The following is a 15484-nucleotide window of genomic DNA, read 5'->3' on the forward strand; positions in this document are numbered from 1 at the left end:
GGCGGTGTGGGGCGGCGGTGTGGGGCGGCGGTGTGGGGCGGCGGTGTGGGGCGGGGAGGGTGAGGGCTGGAGCTGGAGGGGCGGCTGATCGTTCGCCACGCCGAGGTTGGGTGGCTGGCCAGGGGAAACTTTGGGCGGTGGGTGGCATCGAGAGTGATCGCTGGTGGAACCGGTAAGGTGCCGCGGGTGTTCACGCTGTCCCGGCGCCGGATTCTGCTCGCGGCGGTATGCACCGGCCTGACCGTGCTGCCTGCGGTCGGGGGCTGGACTACCGGCCGATCCATCCGGCAGTCGGCCGCACCGGTTACGGCCGCACCGGGCACGGCCGCACCGGGCACGGCCGCACCGGGCACGGCCGCACCTGTGTCCGACGCCGGCTCCGGGCCTGACGGACCCACCAGGCCGGGAGCCGCGGTCACCGGATCGGCCGGATCGCATTCTGCGCTTGCCGGATCGGCCGGGCCGGATGCTGCGACCGGCCCGGGAACGGCACCGGAGAGCGGCACCGAGGTCTGCGGGTTCGCGCCGGATGCGTCGTGCGGTGGTGACGACGCCGGACCGCGCGGCCGGGACGGTGGCTCCCAGCTCGTGCCGGCACCGCTCGCGCCGCCCGTCGGGTGGGCGTTGACCGATGTGCCGCGCTTTCCGCCTCGGCCGGCACCCGAACCCATCGTGTTGCCCGACACCGACGAGGTTCCGGTCCTTTCCCGGGTGCCGGTTACCCAGCCGGTTGCCTTCATCACGATCGACGACGGGTATCTCAAGCACCCGGAGGCGCCCAAACTGTTCGCGGCCGCCGGGGTGCCGGTCACGCTTTTTCTCACCACCGACGCCGTCCGGGATGATCTTGCTTACTTCGGGCGGCTTCGGGCGCACGGGGCGGTCATCGAGGCGCACACCATCTCGCACCCGCAGTTGCGGGGGCGGTCGGCGGGGTTTCAGCGGCGGCAGATCTGCGCGTCGGCGGATCTGCTGGGGGAGTGGTACGGGCGGCGGCCCGTGCTGTTCCGGCCGCCGTTCGGGGCCCAGGATCGCACCACGCTGCGGATGGCCAAGTCGTGCGGGATCAAGGCGGCCTTTCTCTGGAAGGAGACCGTCCACAAGGGCAAGGTCCGCTACCAGGAAGGCCGTACGGTCCGGGCCGGCGACATCATCCTCATGCACTTCCGGCCCGCGTTCGTCGAGGACTTCCTGGCGGCGCTGCGGGCGATCCACCGGGCCGGGCTGACACCGGCGTTACTGGAGGACTACGTTCCGGGCTGAGCGGAGATGTTGGGCCAGCCAGTCGTGGCAGCGCCGCAGGTGGGCGGTGATCTCGTCGAAGGCGGCCGAGTCGGCGGGGGCCTCGGTGAGCCAGAGCCGGCGCAGCGCCGACTGCGCGACGGCCAACTGGGTGGCGGCCGCCTCGACCGCCGCCACCTGGTGGCCGGACGCCGCCCGGACCGCCTCCCGGGCCTCGCCCAGGGCCGCGCCGGGCCGGGCGAACGTGGCCGCCGGGTCGGCGGACAGGCCGGCCAGCAGATGCTCGAGGTCGGCGGCGGCCACGGTCATCCGGCCGATGGCGGCCAGGGTCTTCTCCGGTAGATGCGGCACGGCGCGATCCTAGCGACCGGCCGGGATGACCAGCAGGTGCGGCGGCTCGCGATCCTAAACCGGTCAGGCTAACCACCGGTCAGGACGACCAGCTGCTGGGTGGCGCGGGTCATCGCGACGTACCGGTCGACCGCGCCCTCGATGCCGTCGCCGAACGTCTCCGGGCGGACCAGCACGACCAGGTCGAACTCCAGGCCCTTGGACAGCTCGGGGGTCAGCGCGCGGACGCGTTCGGAAGCCGGGTAGCAGCCGGGGGCGCCGATCACGCAGGCGACGCCCTCGGCGTGTGCGGCCAGCCAGCCGGTCACGATCTCGTCCAGGTCGGCGACCGCGCCGTGGCGGACCGGGATGCCGCTGCTGCGGATCGAGACCGGCACGTTGGCGTCCGGCAGCGCGGCCCGGATGACCGGTTCGGCCTCGGTCATGACCTCCTCGGGGGTGCGGTAGTTGATGCTCAGCGACGCCAGGGCCACCTGGTCGAGCCCGATCCGCGCCAGGCGCTCCCGCCACGACTCGGTGAAGCCGTGCCGGGCCTGCGCACGGTCGCCGACGATGGTGAAACTGCGCGACGGGCAGCGCAGCAGCAGCATCTGCCACTCGGCGTCGGTCAGCTCCTGGGCCTCGTCGACCACGATGTGCGCGAACGGGCCGGCCAGCTCGTCCGGGTCGGCCCTGACCGCCTCGGCGTCGTCGACCAACACGTCGCGCAGGTCCTGCTGGCGCAGCATCGGCATGAGGCCCTCGCCGTCGTCGTACGCGTGCGACGCGATCAGGTCCTCGACCACCCGGTCCATCTGCTCGCGCTGGCCGGCCAGCGTGGCCTCCCGGCGGCGCCGGCGGCGGGACTCCTCCGGGTCGCCCAGCCGTTGCCGGGCCGCGTCCAGCAGCGGGAGGTCGGCCACCGTCCAGGCCCTCGGATTGTCGCGCTGAAGCTTGCGTACCTCCTCGGGGTTGAGGAAGTTTGCGCATTTGCGGAGGTAGGCGGGCACCGACCAGAGATCGGCTACCACGTCGGCCGGCTCGAGCAGCGGCCACGCCCGGCCGAACGCGGTGACCAGGTCGCGGTTGCGCACCAGGGTCCGGCGCAGCAGGTCCTCCGGCTCGTCGCCGTCGTACTTCGCCACCAGGATCGCCAGCAGTTCTGCCCAGGCCTCGTCGCGTGCCTCGTTGTGCGGGGTGCCGGGACCGGCGGCCTGGAACGCCTCGGCCCAGTCGTCCGGGGTCAGCTGGATGTCGGCGTCGTCGGTGGCGACGGTCATGCCCCTGGCCGGCGGCTCCTCGTAGAACCGGACCGCCGCCTCGATCGCCCGCACCAGGCCGGCCGACGACTTCAGCCGCGCCACCTCCGGGTCGGCCTCGGCCACCGCCGCGGCTCCCTCCGGGAGCAGATCCCGCAGGGTGCAGGTCTGCACGTCCTCCTCGCCCAGGCTGGGGAGCACGTCGGCGACGTACGCGAGATAGGGCTGGTGCGGTCCGACGAACAGCACGCCACCGCGGCGGTGCCCGAGCCGCGGGTCGGAGTAGAGCAGGTACGCGGTGCGGTGCAGGGCCACGACGGTCTTGCCGGTGCCCGGGCCGCCGTCCACCACGAGAGCGCCCCGCGAGCCGGCCCGGATGATGGCGTCCTGGTCGGCCTGGATGGTGCCGAGCACGTCCCGCATCCGCGGCGACCGGGTGGTGCCGAGGCTGGCGATGAACGCGGACTGGTCGTCGAGTGCGGCGTGCCCCTCGAGCCCGTCCGGGGTGAACACCTCGTCCCAGTAGTCGGTGATCCGGCCGCGCGTCCAGCGGTACCGGCGGCGGCTGGCCAGCCCCATCGGGCGGGCGTGGGTGGCGGCGAAGAACGGCTCGGCCGCGGGGGAACGCCAGTCGACCAGCACCCGGCGGCCGTTGCTGTCGGTGAGGCCCAGCCGGCCCACGTACACCGGCTCGGAACCGTCCTCGCCCACCATGCGCCCGAGGCACAGGTCGAGGCTGAACCGGCGCAGCGTCCGCAGGCGCCCGGTGAGCCGCCGGATCGCGTCGTCGCGGTCGACCGCCTGCCGCCCCTTGCCGGCGGGTGCCCGGCGCTCCTCGTCGAGCCGCTCGGACAGCTCGGCGATCGACGCCTGCAGGCTCTCCGCGATCCGGGCGAAGTGCTGCTCGTCGTCGGCGATCAGCGCCGGGTCGGCCTTGGCCGCCAGGCGCTCCGGAAGGTCGAAGGTGCCGGTGGTCGTCGTCGGCTGCATGCCTGACAAAAACATATGCACGTTGCAGAACCCCCGAATTTGCCAGCTTTCCGGCTTAGGTATGCGATTGTGCGGCAGCGACGGGGTCTTGCCGCAAGCCCCGGGGTGCGATATACGTTGAAGGTGGAAACGTCACGGCTGAGCCGTGACGTTCTTTGTTTGCCCACGTGCCGAGCCGGCTTGCGAGGATGGCGGGATGGGTAGCGACTCAGGGCACGTGTCGGAGCGCATCGCGCGGGACGCCGGCGAGGTCTACGCCTACGTCGCGGACCTGGCGCACATCCCGCAGTGGGCGCCCGGGCTCGGTGACGCGGTGGAGCGGGCCGGGGACGACTGGTTCGTGACGGGTGCGCTGGGGCGGGTCAGAGTGGTGCTGGCGCCGGTCAACGACTTCGGGGTTCTCGATCACTACGTGACGGTGGAGAGCGGGCAGGAGTTCCTCAATCCGGTCCGGGTGGTGCCCTACGGGACCGGGTGTGAGATCACGTTCACCGTGCGGCGGGCCGAGGGGGCCACGGACGCGGAGTTCGCCCGGGACGCCGCCGCGGTGGCTGCCGATCTTGCCCGGTTGCGCGAGATTCTGGAGAAGCGGGGCGGATAATCGCTGGCCCCGCGGTGCCCGGCGGGGACACCATCGGGGCATGCTCATCACCATCGCGCGGGCGGTTGGTGGATCTACCGTCGCGCGCGTCCGGCGGCCGGACGGGGTGGTCCTCGACCTGCCGGCCTACGACCGGAAGCACCGGGTGCCGCACGACCTCGCACACGCGGTGACCGAGTGCGAGCTCGGGATGGCCGACGGGGTGTTCGGGTCGATCGCGGGCGGCGGGGTCTTCAGCAACATGCGGCTGGTGTCGGGGCGGCCCCGGCACGACGCCGCCGATCGCAGCAAGCGGCTGCTCGCGGCCAACAAGGCGCCGCTCGGGGTGGCCGAGGTGGTGTCCGCCGCCATCCATCACGCGGTCGAGCACGACGATCCCGGCGACGTCTACGACAATGTGCGCAGGGGCTGGGGGGTCTTCCGCACCGAGCCGTGCCCGTGGACCGCCGAGCAGCTGGCCGCCGTCGTGGCGCGGCTGGCCGAGCTGACCGTCGACTTCGAGGCCACCGGCAAGGTGGTGCTCACCTGGCCGGACGCGCTGACCAGCAGGGTGCCGGCCCCGGCGGTCGCGCACAAGCGGGGGCGCCGGGGCCGGATCTGAGGGGGTCAGCGCAGATAACGGCCGGCCACCGCGGCCGGTTGTTCGAGCACCCGTCCGGCCTGCACGTTCCAGGCCAGTCGCAGGAACTGGGCGTGACTCCAGGTCAACGGCGTTGCCGAGTACGTGGGGCGACCGGGCGCGACGGCCGGCGGGTCGTTGTCCCAGACCTGTTCCGGCAGCATCCCGCCGGGGCCGGTGGCCCGGACCATGGTGGCCAGCTGGTCGCGGGCGGCCGAGCGGGCACCGGCCGCGATCTGGTACTCGCCGCGTTCGCCGTTCAGCAGCGGCCACGCCCGGCCGCGGGTGATCAGCGAGCCGTCCGGCAGGTCGTACTCCCACTGGCTGCCGTCCGCCTTCTCGCCGAAACCGTCGAACGACGCCCGGTGCCAGAAGAATCCGTTCGGGGTGGACACCCCCAGCTGCCGGTCCACCACCGACAGACTGTTGCGGATGTCCCGGTCGTGCGCGGGCAGCACGCCGAGGCGGACGAGCTCCAGGAAGCTCGGGTCGACCACCCGGCGCTGGTCCACGCCGGCCGGGCCGCTGTCCCCGATGTCGTAGGTGGTGCCCGCATCCGGGTTGCCGTCCTTGGTCAGGCGCAGGAAGTACGGCCGTGCCGAGTACGGACCGGTGCTGGTCACCGTCCACGACTTGACCTTCGAACGCCAGTCGTCGGCGGTGGCCAGATACCGGCCGGCGGCCGCCGGGTCGCCGTTCGCCCGGGCCAGGGACGCGGCGCAGACCAGGCCGGCGATGGTGGCCGCGATGGTGCCGGGCGAGTAGCCGGACTGGTTCTCCCAGCGTTCCTGCGGCGACCACGGTGCCGCGAAGCCGTCCTGCCGGAAGCCGACCAGGAAGTCCGCGGCCCGCCGCACGTGATCCCAGGTCGCCGGGTCGGTGCGGCCCAGCTGGTAGGCGAGCACGATCGGCAGCGCCACCTCGTCGAGCTGCAGGCCGCCCCACACGGGAGTGCCGTCCACCTGCGAGTTCTGCGGGAACGAACCGTCCGGCTTCTGCTGCCGCCGGAACAGGAAGTCGAGCGCCCGTGCGGCTCCGGCCCGGTCGCCGGCGGCCAGCAGGCCGGTGGCGATCTGGTACAGGTCGCGCGACCAGACCAGGTGATACGGCCCCGACGGGTCGTCCCGGCCGAACGCCCACGGCGCGGCGGGCGCCGCCACGTACGCGCCCGGATTTTGCTTGTCCTCGCTGGCGGCCAGGACCATCGCGGAGGTCCGGTAGAGCCGGCGCGCGGCCTCGCTCCGCAGCGACGCCGGCGGCTGCCGCAGCCCGGCGAGATACTGCTTCCACCCGTACGCGTAATCCCGGCTGATCGGCCCGAAGCCGCGCCGCAGAGAGGTGGTGGCCGCCGAGATCGCGCCCCGGGAGTCTCCGGCGAAGCCGAGCGCGAGCGTGGCCCGCGGCCGCAGCAGCGCGGTCTGCACCAGGTTGCCGGGCGGCGCCGAGGAGTAGTGCCAGTCCATCCGGCCGTCGGCGAGCAGGTCGGTGCGCCCGTCGCTGACCCCGGCGAAACCGTTGGCGGAGGCCCGGACCGGTGGATCGGCGACCAGGGCGCTGGACACGTCGCCGTCGGTGGCCACCAGCGCGTCCCCGGCCGTCGAGCCGGAGTCGCCGGACCGCGAGTTGCCCAGCGCCGGGTCGTAGATGGCGAACAGGTCGAAGCCCGCCCCGCGCAGGTCGAGCGAGACGAGCACGGTGCTGCGGGCCGGGTCGGTGACATAGTCGGCGGTCAGCGTCCAGCGCCCGTCACGCGCCGTGAACACCTGCCGGTTACCCGACGTGCGCACATCGGCGGCCGCATTCGCCCGGACCGCGCGCCCGTGCCCCGCCACCACAAATTCGACGGAGCGCGCCGACGGACCGCCGATGGTCGGATAGAAGATCTCGCCGAGGCCGCCCTGCGCCTGGATGGTGGCCCAGACCGTGCTGACCGTCGTGCGGGAGGTGAGCAGGCCGGCCTTGCTCGCCGGCAGGTACTGCTCGTCGATGCCGGGAGCTCCCGGCGCGCCACTGGCGAGGGTCACCGGCGTCACTGCGATCACCGGCGCGAGCAGCGCCGGGGCGAACCGCGGGTGAGTCATGCGGTGGGGGATACCCGGCGATTCGGTGGACAAGCCCGGCCGGGCCGGGGAAGGCTGACAGCGGCGAGACGGACGCAGAGAGGGCGATGACGATGCAGTACCGGCAACTGGGGCGGAGCGGCCTGCGGGTCTCCGCGTTCACCCTGGGCACGATGGGTTTCGGCGGCACCGGCTGGGCGACGCCGGTCGGCAGGATCGACGTGGACGGCGCGCGTGAGGAGATCGCGATCGCCAGGGAGGCCGGTGTCAACCTGATCGACACCGCCGACGTCTACTCGGCCGGCCTGTCCGAGGAGATCATCGGGCAGGCGCTCGGCAACTCCCGCGACGACTGGCTGATCGCCACCAAGGTCCGCATGCCGATGGGCGACGGCCCGAACGACGCCGGCCTGTCCCGGCACCATGTGATCCGCGGCGCCGAGGCCAGCCTGCGCCGGCTCGGCACCGACCACATCGACCTGTTCCAGCTGCACGAGTGGGACGGGCAGACGCCGCTCGAGGAGACCCTGACCGCGCTGGACGACCTGGTCCGCAGCGGCAAGGTCCGGTACGTGGGCTGCTCGAACTACGCGGCCTGGCAGATGATGAAAGGGCTGGCCGTCGCGGACGCCCGGCTGCTGGAACGGTTCGCCAGCAATCAGCTGTACTACTCGCTGCAGAACCGCGACATCGAGGCCGAGATCGTCCCGGCCTGTCTGGACCAGGGCGTCGGCATTCTGGTGTGGAGCCCGATCGCGGGCGGGCTTCTCTCCGGCAAATACCGGCGCGGCGTCGAGGCGCCGGCCGGCAGCCGGCACCTGACCGAGTGGGACGAGCCGCCGGTGCACGACGAGGACAGGCTGTACGACACCATCGAGGTGGCCGTGAAGATCGGCGAGTCGCACGGGGTGTCGGCGGCCCGGGTGGCACTGGCCTATGTGGCGCAGAAGCCCGGCATCACGTCGGTGATCGTCGGGGCGCGGACCCCCGCGCAGTTGCGTGACAGCCTCGCCGCGGCCGATCTGGAGTTGACCGCGGACGAGGTGGCGGCCCTGGACGACGTGAGCGGCGAGCCGCTGCGCTACCCGTTCTGGCATCAGGCCAAGACCAGTGCCGACCGCCTTTCCGCGGCCGACCTCAGCCAGATCGCCCGCCATCTGAATTGATCAATTTCGTCCGTGCGTGACACATTTCGCCGCTGATATCAGCATTTCCTTGAGTATCACCGGTACTTAACGCCTCATTAGCTTCAGGCCGTCACAGATCCCCACGGCTGAAGCAGAGGCGGTTGGAAATGCGAATCAGGGCTTTGTTCATCGCTGTTGTGCTGACGACCGGCGGCGCGGTGTTCGCCGCCGGTCCGGCGGCCGCCGCGGCGTGCTCGGACGTCGAGGTGGTCGTCGCCCGGGGCACCGGCGAGCCCGGCAACCTGGGCATCATCGTCGGCGACCCGGTGTTCAGCGCGATCGAGCGGCGGCTGACCGGCCGGACCGCGACCAGTCACGCGGTCGACTACCCGGCCAGCGTCGCGGCCAACTCGCCGACCGACGGCAACCGGGCGCTGGTCAGCCACGTGACCGGCCAGGCACAGGCCTGCCCGGCGCAGCGGTTCGTGCTGGTCGGCTACTCGCAGGGCGCCAACGTGGTGGGCAACTCGCTGGGCACCAGTTCGGCGGGTGCGGCGGTCGGCGGCCCGGTGGTGGCGACCCTCCCGGCCTCGATCGAGCCGAGGGTCAGCGCCGTGCTCGTCTTCGGTTATCCGCTGCGCAAACTGGGCCGCGGGATCACCGGCACGTACGCCGCGCGGACCCTGGACATCTGCGCCGACAATGACATTGTGTGCGATCCGGACGGCTCGAGCGTGCTGGCGCATCTGGCCTATCTCGGTAATGCCGATCAGGCGGCCACTTTCGCGGTGAACCGTTTGTAGAAGCGATCGGGTGACGGAATTGACGGGGGTCCCGCCACCCCTGCGGTGACGGGACCCCCGGTATCAGCGGAGGCGCTTGACGCGCAGCGACTCCGCGGGCTGCTCGACCGGGTCGGCGGATCGGAGGCCGTCCAGGTCGTACTGCGTGAACCGGACCTCGAAGTCGGTGTTGTTGGTGCCGACGAAGGTTCCGGTGGTGGTGCCCGGCAACCGGGCCCCGTCGTCGTAGACGAAGGTGCCGGTCAGGGTGTACGGGGCGATCACCGTGTAGCGGGTGACCACGCCCTCGGCCACCACCCGCGAGCGCGGCGGCGTCTTCACCGGCTGGGTCCACTGCCAGGAGGAGACCTTGCTGGTCGACCCGTTGCGGGTGAACGAGTAGCTGCCCTCGATACTCACCTTGATGCCGCCCTGGAAGATCGGGATACCGGCCTTGATCTCGGTCGCCACCGACACCTTGATGCCGAGGGTGTCCGACCAGCCCTGGGTGTCGGTGGTGGACACGGTCCGGGTGACCGTGGAGGTCTGCTCCACATCGGTCGCGTTGGACACGTCGGCCGAGAACTTCGAGTCCAACTGGCTGCCGGCCATCACCGCGTTGGCGTAGTCGTAGTCGATGCCGTGCGCGAGGAACTCGGTCACCTCGCTCATCCGCCGGCAGCTACCGGTGTCGCTGCCGCTGCCGGCGTTGACCGCGGTGACACAGACGGTGTGCCCGGCCGCAGATGCCGGCAGCACGACGTCGAAGCCGTGCAGCGGGCCGTAGAACGGGTACGCGGCGCCGACGTCCGGGCGGGACAGATCGGCCGTCCGGGTGCCGGCCGCCACACCGTCGACGGTCAGCCGCACGGTGAGCGGGGTGCGCGGCGCGTCCGCGTCTGCGGTCCAGCCCCAGACCCGGATCCCGTCCCGGGTGACCGCCTGCCGCGCGCCGTCGACGAACAGCACGGGGCTGTAGGTGGGTGCCGGGTCCGGCGGCGGGTCGGGCGGCTCCCGGTCGCAGATCGGCGGCGGGTCCGGGACGTCGCAGTCCGGCTGGGCGTGGGCCGCTGTCGCGAAGGCCAGGGACAGTCCCAGGCCGGTGACGACGGCGGCCACCGTGGTGCGTAGGGCCCGCATCAGCCGGTCCGGAGCCAGAGGTTGAAGCCGACGAAGATGAAGTTGCAGGTGTACTGGTACCCCGATGCGATACCCGAGGCGTGGCAGAGGAGCGGTTCGGGATAGAAGCCGCCGTACGTCCAGGTCTCGTCGGCCTGCGCGACGACCCGGTGCGGCGCGGGTGCGGCGGCCGTCGCCGGCGCCGCGATGGCCAGCATGCCGACGGTCCCGGTCGCGATTACGGCCGCGGCGGTGCGGATGCGCATGATGCTCTCCTGTGGTCGATGTTCTCTGTTGCCTGCACAGCGTGCGGCGCGGCACCCGGCCGGGGCCGCGGTGTTGTCCCTGGACATGTCCCGGGAAAACCCCGTTGCGCCGGGCGCCACACTGTCGGTATGGGGGAACGGGGAACGCCGCGGCAGGTGCCGGCGGCGGTGCTGGTGGGTGTGCTGACCGCGGTGGCGTCGCAGTGGCCGATGTGGACCAGGTCGCCGCTGCAGGCCGTGGTCAACGGCCTGGTCGGGGTGCTGTTCCTGGCGACCGGCGCGCTGCTGCGGGCCGAGCCGGGTCAGCGGCGCAACGGCCTGCTGTTCGGCCTGGCCGGACTGTCCTGGGCCGCGGTCTGGCTGGAGGGCTACGGCACGCCGGCGCTGATCCTGACCGGCTGGCTGTGCAGCCCGCTGTTCGCCGTCCTCGCCGCGGTGGTCCTGCTGCGCTACCCGGAGGACCGGCTGCCGCACCGGTCGCACCGCGTGTTCGCCGCCGTCGCCACGGTCTGGCCGGTGGCCGGGTCGCTCGCGCTGACGGCCACCCGCGGGCACGACAACAAGGCGGTCCTGGCCGTCGCTAACCTCGGCGCCGCGGCCCTGGCTCTGACCTTCTGCGTCCTGCTGGGTCTGCGGCTGTTCCGGGCGCGCGGCCTGCCCGGCCGGGTCCTGATGCCGGTGCTGGTGGCGGCCATCGGTGCCGGCGTGGGCCTGGGCTTCCGGCTGGTCGGCGACCTGCTGGTGCAGGTGCAGACGCTGGCCTCACCGCTGCGGGTCGCGGAGGCCGCCGCCTTCCTGGCCGTTCCCGGTGGTTTCCTGGTGGCCGCGGTGCAGCGCCGGCTGGCCCGGGCGACCGTGGCCGACCTGGTGCTCGCGCTGCGCACGGCCCAAACCACGGAGGAGGTACGCGCGGCGCTGAGCCGGACGCTGCGCGACCCGGGCCTGCGGATCGTCCCGGCCGGCGACGAGTACGGCCCGGACCGGCTAGCCGTGCCCCTGCCGTCCGGCGCCGTGGTGCTCGTCGACCCGGCGCTGGCCCGGCACGCCGACCTGCTGCACGCCACGGTGGGCGCCGCCGGGCTGGCCCTGGAACACACCCGCGCGCGCTATGAGGCCGGGCTGGCCGAGCGCCGCCGCCTCGAGCGCGACCTGCACGACGGCGCCCAGCAACTCCTGCTGGCGGTGTCGATGCGGCTCGGCACGCTGCGTGCGGCCGGGCCGGTGGACGGCTGGCAGTCGATCGTCGAGCGGGCCGGCGACGACCTGCGCGCGGCCCAGCGGGAGCTGCGGGAGCTGGCGCACGGCCTGTATCCGGCGACGCTGACGGCGGCCGGCCTCGGCCCGGCTCTGGCGGCGGTGGCGGAACGGATGCCGTTACCCGTACGGCTCCAGGTGGTGTCGCGCCGGTGGTCCGCGAAGGTGGAGGCCGCCGCGTACTTCATCATCTGTGAGGCCGTGACGAACGCGGTCAAGCATGCCGAGGCCACCGAGGTGACGGTGACCGTCGCGGACGACGGCGACGGCGTGCGCCTGACGGTGACCGACGACGGTGCCGGCGGTGCGGACGCCGGCACCGGTCACGGGCTCGCCGGACTGTGCGACCGGGCCGCGGCGCTCGGCGGCACCTGCGCGGTCAGCAGCCCGCCCGGCGGTGGGACCACGATCGCCGTCCGGCTGCCGGTTCTGGCGTGAAACACGGTAGCGCCGCCCGGGCAAAGACTGCCGGGCGGCGCTACCGGTGCTGGGTCAGGCGAGGACGGGGGAGACCTCGACCGAGGGGAGGCCCAGCGCGTCGCCGACCGAGGCGTTGGTCACCTGGCCGGCGTGGACATTGAGGCCCAGGGCGAGCGCCGGGTCCTGCCGCAGCGCCTGCTTCCAGCCGAGGTCGGCCAGGCGCAGGGCGTACGGGAGGGTGGCGTTGGTGAGGGCGTGCGTCGAGGTGTTCGGTACCGCGCCGGGCATGTTGGCCACGCAGTAGAACACCGCGTCGTGCACCCGGTAGGTCGGGTCCTGGTGGGTGGTGGCGTGCGAGTCCTCGAAGCAGCCGCCCTGGTCGATCGCGATGTCGACCAGCACGGCGCCGGTCTTCATCCGTTTCACCAGGTCGTTCGAGACCAGCGTGGGGGCCTTGGCGCCGGGCACCAGGACGGCGCCGATCACCATGTCGGCCTCCAGGACCGACTGCTCGATCGCGTACGAGCTCGACACCAGGGTCTTGATCCGCCCGCCGAACTGGGCATCGATCTGGCGCAGCCGGTTGATGTTCAGGTCGAGCACGGTGACGTCGGCGCCCATGCCGGCGGCGATGGTGGCCGCGTTGACGCCGGACACGCCGCCGCCGATGACCGTCACCTTCGCCGGGCTCACGCCCGGAACCCCGCCCGGGAGCACGCCGCGACCGCCGCTGTTGCGCATCATCGTGTACGCGCCCACCTGCGGCGCGAGCCGGCCGGCCACCTCGGACATCGGGGCCAGCAGCGGCAGCGAGCCGTCCGCCAGCTGCACCGTCTCGTACGCGATCGCGGTGGTCCCGCTGTCCAGCAGCGCCTTGGTGCCCTCGGCGTCGGCGGCGAGGTGCAGGTAGGTGAACAGGACCTGGCCGGCGCGCAGGCGGTGGTACTCGGAAGCGATCGGCTCCTTGACCTTGAGCAGCAGGTCGGCGGAGGCCCACACGGTGTCGGCGTCCGGCACGATCCGGGCGCCCGCGCCGGCGAAGTCGTCGTCGGTGATCGCCGAGCCGGCGCCGGCGCCGGCCTGGACGAGCACCTGATGCCCGCGACGGACGAACTCGGCCACGCCGGCCGGGGTGATGGCCACCCGGTACTCGTGGTTCTTGACCTCGGTCGGTACGCCGATCTGCATCTCAGCTTTCCCCTTCAGACCACGCTGTCGTGGGGATAGAGTGAAACTATGTGCAGTAGGCACGCAAGCTCACCGCAGAAGATTCTGTGGAGGCTGCACCAAGCGAATGAACTTCGAATCGATCGCCGGGAATGACCCAGCCGCCGAAGGATCTTCGAGGCCTCGACGAGGTCGATCTGGAGCTGCTGGCGCTGCTCCAGACGGACGGCCGGATGCCCAACAACGCGCTGGCCGAACGGGTCGGCGTGGCGCCCTCGACCTGCCTGACCCGGATCCGCCGGCTGCGTGAGCTGGGCGCGATCCGCGGTTTCCACGCGGACGTCGACCCGGCCTGGATCGGTCGCCCGATCCAGGCCATGATCGCGGTACGGATCCGCGCCGACGCGCGCGACGCGATCGGCAAGTTCGCCGGGTCGCTGGCCGGCATCCCGGCGGTGCGCGACGTCTACTTCGTGTCCGGTTCCTACGACTTCCTGCTGCACGTGGCCACCGCCGACGTCGCCGAACTGCGGTCGATCATCACCGAACGGCTGAGCAACTCACATCTGGTCGCCGGCACCGAGACCCATCTGATCTTCGAGCACCGGCGCGGCAGCTAAGGCCTGTTCAAAAGGGGGGTCGGAGTGAGGCGAGGTCCAGGTGTCGTCTGGGCCACGCCGCAGCCCGGCCATCCCTTTGAAACAGGCCTTGGTGCTCAGTCGCGGCGGCGGTCGAGCATGCGCCGGATCGCCGGCGTGGTGGCGATCAGGCCGCGGATGGTCGCGCTGGTGAACCGGTCCGGCCGCGCGTCCATCACCACGAGCGTGCCGACCGCCAGGCCGCGGTCGTCGTGCAGCGGCACCGCGGCGTACGAGCGCACCCCGCACAGCGTTGCCATCGGCGAGTCCCGGAACACCGGGTCGGCCCGCATGTCGCCGAGCAGCACCGGCCGGTCGCCGCCGACCGTGATGCCGGCCGGCGACCACTCGATCGGGGCGCCGCCGGCCTCGCGGAGCAGATCCGGCAGGCCCACCGAGGCCAGCGTGAGCACGGCGTCGTTGAGCACGAGGGCGCAGGCCGCGGCCGAGCAGCCGGCGGCCTCCGAGACGTTCGACATCAGCATGGTGAGGGTGAGCTCGTCGACCGGGTCGGGGTCGCCGAGCAGCGCCGCCACCGCGGACAGCCGCTCCGGGTCGGTGAGCGGGCGGCCCACCGGCACCCGGGAGTCGCGGGCGGCGAGCAGGTCGCGGGCCGCGTCGGCGACCGCGCCCAGCCCGACCGGCATGCTCATCACCTGGTCGAAGACGTCCGCCGCGGCGGCCGGCGCGGCGGCCGAGAGCATCAGCATCGGCAGCGCCGCGGTGGCCTCGTCGGCCCGCAGCCGGCGGGCCACGTCCAGCCCGGTCATGCCGGGCATGTTGTGGTCCAGGATGACGAGGTCGGGGTGCCGTTCGGCGATCATCCGCAGGGCACGCGGGCCGGTGCCCGCCACGTGCACCACGTGGCCGGCCCGGCTCAGCGTGGTGACCAGCAGGTCGGCGACGTCGGTGTCGTCCTCGGCGGCGACGATTACAGCCATGGCACCTCTTCCCTCTCCATTGCGGATCACTTGAGAGTAGGGTCTGCGCAGGTCAGACCCAGTGCGGAGCGGGTGCGAACCGGTTGGCACCCGCGGCGCCCCGGCGGGCCAGGTGCAACCGGACGGCAACCGTCCGCGCAACCGGTTCGCACCTTGAGCGGCGCAGGATCAAAGCTCCCCGGACATAGGAGTTCCATCGTGCGTCTGCGTCGCTTCACCGCCGCCGTGGCGCTTGCCACGGCCGCCACGGTAATGGCTGCCGCGTCCCCCGCCTGGGCCGGTAAGACACCGGCCGCGGCAGGCAAGACACCGGCAGCCGTCAGCACCTTCGGCAAGACACCGGCCGCCAAGCCGGCGAATCCCGCAACCGCGTTCACCGCCAGCGGCACGGTGACCACGGTCAACCTCACCGGCCGCACCGTTACGGTGAAGCCCAAGACCGGCTCGGCCGTGACGATCGCGGTGCCGGCCGCGGCCACGATCGTCGTGAACAAGAGCGGCGGCAGGTTCCTGTCGGACGTCGGGGTCGGTTCCACCGTCACGGTGACCGGAACCGTCAGCGGCACGGCCTACACCGCTACCCGGGTGGAGGTCGCCGGCAAGCCGTCGAACACGGTGAACGGAAAGATCCCCTAAGCCTTACCGCCACCTCGGGAAGGGGGAGCGGTG

At 72.4% G+C, this 15484-nt stretch carries 15 protein-coding genes; 8 read left to right on the forward strand and 7 right to left on the reverse strand.

Going from position 1 to position 15484, the window contains the following annotated elements:
• Nucleotides 1-186: 186 nt before the first annotated feature.
• The gene (locus Ari01nite_RS49725) at nt 187-1263 is read left to right on the forward strand and encodes a polysaccharide deacetylase family protein (RefSeq protein WP_239162624.1); all 1077 of its coding nucleotides are present in this window, start codon (nt 187-189) and stop codon (nt 1261-1263) included.
• Here the strand turns inward: Ari01nite_RS49725 and Ari01nite_RS10040 are convergent.
• Together Ari01nite_RS10040 and helR are read right to left on the reverse strand one after the other, a co-directional pair.
• Nucleotides 1237-1593, reverse strand: coding sequence for a hypothetical protein (locus Ari01nite_RS10040; RefSeq protein ID WP_203780880.1), 357 nt, complete (start codon nt 1591-1593; stop codon nt 1237-1239). The genes Ari01nite_RS49725 and Ari01nite_RS10040 overlap by 27 nt on opposite strands.
• Nucleotides 1594-1661: 68 nt before the next feature.
• Nucleotides 1662-3821 carry an RNA polymerase recycling motor ATPase HelR gene (helR, locus tag Ari01nite_RS10045; protein WP_203780881.1) on the reverse strand — a complete coding sequence of 720 codons (2160 nt, stop codon included), beginning with the start codon at nt 3819-3821 and terminating at the stop codon, nt 1662-1664.
• Between the two features lie 196 nt (nt 3822-4017).
• Between helR and Ari01nite_RS10050 the strand changes: the two genes are divergently transcribed.
• On the forward strand, nt 4018-4422 hold the full coding sequence (locus Ari01nite_RS10050) for an SRPBCC family protein (protein ID WP_239162625.1): 405 nt from the start codon (nt 4018-4020) through the stop codon (nt 4420-4422).
• A 40-nt stretch (nt 4423-4462) separates the two neighbouring features.
• Nucleotides 4463-5023 carry a hypothetical protein gene (locus Ari01nite_RS10055; RefSeq protein WP_203780882.1) on the forward strand — a complete coding sequence of 187 codons (561 nt, stop codon included), beginning with the start codon at nt 4463-4465 and terminating at the stop codon, nt 5021-5023.
• A 5-nt stretch (nt 5024-5028) separates the two neighbouring features.
• On the opposite strand, the gene Ari01nite_RS10060 is transcribed toward Ari01nite_RS10055, so the two are convergent.
• Nucleotides 5029-7122, reverse strand: coding sequence for a glycoside hydrolase family 15 protein (locus tag Ari01nite_RS10060; RefSeq protein WP_203780883.1), 2094 nt, complete (start codon nt 7120-7122; stop codon nt 5029-5031).
• Between the two features lie 86 nt (nt 7123-7208).
• Here Ari01nite_RS10060 and Ari01nite_RS10065 point away from each other — a divergent pair, with 86 nt between their 5' ends.
• Both Ari01nite_RS10065 and Ari01nite_RS10070 read left to right on the forward strand, forming a co-directional pair.
• A complete protein-coding gene (locus Ari01nite_RS10065) occupies nt 7209-8267 on the forward strand; it encodes an aldo/keto reductase (protein WP_239162626.1) in 1059 nt (352 codons plus the stop codon).
• 128 nt (nt 8268-8395) lie between these two features.
• On the forward strand, nt 8396-9031 hold the full coding sequence (locus Ari01nite_RS10070; RefSeq protein ID WP_203780884.1) for a cutinase family protein: 636 nt from the start codon (nt 8396-8398) through the stop codon (nt 9029-9031).
• Between the two features lie 63 nt (nt 9032-9094).
• Here Ari01nite_RS10070 and Ari01nite_RS10075 read toward each other — a convergent pair whose 3' ends face one another.
• Nucleotides 9095-10150: an ETX/MTX2 family pore-forming toxin gene (locus Ari01nite_RS10075; protein ID WP_203780885.1), complete on the reverse strand. Its 1056-nt coding sequence runs from the start codon at nt 10148-10150 to the stop codon at nt 9095-9097.
• A complete protein-coding gene (locus tag Ari01nite_RS10080) occupies nt 10150-10395 on the reverse strand; it encodes a hypothetical protein (RefSeq protein ID WP_203780886.1) in 246 nt (81 codons plus the stop codon). The genes Ari01nite_RS10075 and Ari01nite_RS10080 overlap by 1 nt, the downstream gene beginning before the upstream one ends.
• 129 nt (nt 10396-10524) lie before the next feature.
• On the opposite strand from Ari01nite_RS10080, the gene Ari01nite_RS10085 reads away from it, so the two are divergent.
• Nucleotides 10525-12087 (forward strand): sensor histidine kinase, encoded by a 1563-nt coding sequence (locus Ari01nite_RS10085; RefSeq protein ID WP_203780887.1) that lies wholly within the window; start codon nt 10525-10527, stop codon nt 12085-12087.
• A 54-nt stretch (nt 12088-12141) separates the two neighbouring features.
• Here the strand turns inward: Ari01nite_RS10085 and ald are convergent, their stop codons facing one another.
• Nucleotides 12142-13257, reverse strand: coding sequence for an alanine dehydrogenase (gene ald, locus Ari01nite_RS10090; RefSeq protein WP_203780888.1), 1116 nt, complete (start codon nt 13255-13257; stop codon nt 12142-12144).
• Between the two features lie 131 nt (nt 13258-13388).
• Here ald and Ari01nite_RS10095 point away from each other — a divergent pair, with 131 nt between their 5' ends.
• Nucleotides 13389-13856, forward strand: a complete 468-nt coding sequence (locus Ari01nite_RS10095) for an Lrp/AsnC family transcriptional regulator (RefSeq protein WP_203780889.1) — start codon at nt 13389-13391, stop codon at nt 13854-13856.
• A gap of 95 nt (nt 13857-13951) precedes the next feature.
• Here Ari01nite_RS10095 and Ari01nite_RS10100 read toward each other — a convergent pair whose 3' ends face one another.
• Nucleotides 13952-14815, reverse strand: coding sequence for a response regulator (locus Ari01nite_RS10100; protein WP_203780890.1), 864 nt, complete (start codon nt 14813-14815; stop codon nt 13952-13954).
• Nucleotides 14816-15013: 198 nt separating this feature from the next.
• Here Ari01nite_RS10100 and Ari01nite_RS10105 point away from each other — a divergent pair, with 198 nt between their 5' ends.
• Nucleotides 15014-15451: a hypothetical protein gene (locus Ari01nite_RS10105; RefSeq protein ID WP_203780891.1), complete on the forward strand. Its 438-nt coding sequence runs from the start codon at nt 15014-15016 to the stop codon at nt 15449-15451.
• Nucleotides 15452-15484: the final 33 nt, after the last annotated feature.

This window comes from Paractinoplanes rishiriensis, from assembly GCF_016862375.1.
In the GTDB taxonomy this organism is placed as follows: Bacteria; Actinomycetota; Actinomycetes; order Mycobacteriales; family Micromonosporaceae; genus Actinoplanes; species Actinoplanes rishiriensis.

Bases quoted from the DNA above. Each gene is read 5' to 3' on its own strand.
- Ari01nite_RS10080 (WP_203780886.1), bottom strand. From the start codon at position 10,395: ATGCGCATCCGCACCGCCGCGGCCGTAATCGCGACCGGGACCGTCGGC.
- ald (WP_203780888.1), bottom strand. From the start codon at position 13,257: ATGCAGATCGGCGTACCGACCGAGGTCAAGAACCACGAGTACCGGGTG.
- Ari01nite_RS10055 (WP_203780882.1), top strand. From the start codon at position 4,463: ATGCTCATCACCATCGCGCGGGCGGTTGGTGGATCTACCGTCGCGCGC.
- helR (WP_203780881.1), bottom strand. From the start codon at position 3,821: ATGCAGCCGACGACGACCACCGGCACCTTCGACCTTCCGGAGCGCCTG.
- Ari01nite_RS10075 (WP_203780885.1), bottom strand. From the start codon at position 10,150: ATGCGGGCCCTACGCACCACGGTGGCCGCCGTCGTCACCGGCCTGGGA.
- Ari01nite_RS10070 (WP_203780884.1), top strand. From the start codon at position 8,396: ATGCGAATCAGGGCTTTGTTCATCGCTGTTGTGCTGACGACCGGCGGC.
- Ari01nite_RS10100 (WP_203780890.1), bottom strand. From the start codon at position 14,815: ATGGCTGTAATCGTCGCCGCCGAGGACGACACCGACGTCGCCGACCTG.
- Ari01nite_RS10085 (WP_203780887.1), top strand. From the start codon at position 10,525: ATGGGGGAACGGGGAACGCCGCGGCAGGTGCCGGCGGCGGTGCTGGTG.
- Ari01nite_RS10095 (WP_203780889.1), top strand. From the start codon at position 13,389: ATGACCCAGCCGCCGAAGGATCTTCGAGGCCTCGACGAGGTCGATCTG.
- Ari01nite_RS10050 (WP_239162625.1), top strand. From the start codon at position 4,018: ATGGGTAGCGACTCAGGGCACGTGTCGGAGCGCATCGCGCGGGACGCC.
- Ari01nite_RS10060 (WP_203780883.1), bottom strand. From the start codon at position 7,122: ATGACTCACCCGCGGTTCGCCCCGGCGCTGCTCGCGCCGGTGATCGCA.
- Ari01nite_RS10065 (WP_239162626.1), top strand. From the start codon at position 7,209: ATGACGATGCAGTACCGGCAACTGGGGCGGAGCGGCCTGCGGGTCTCC.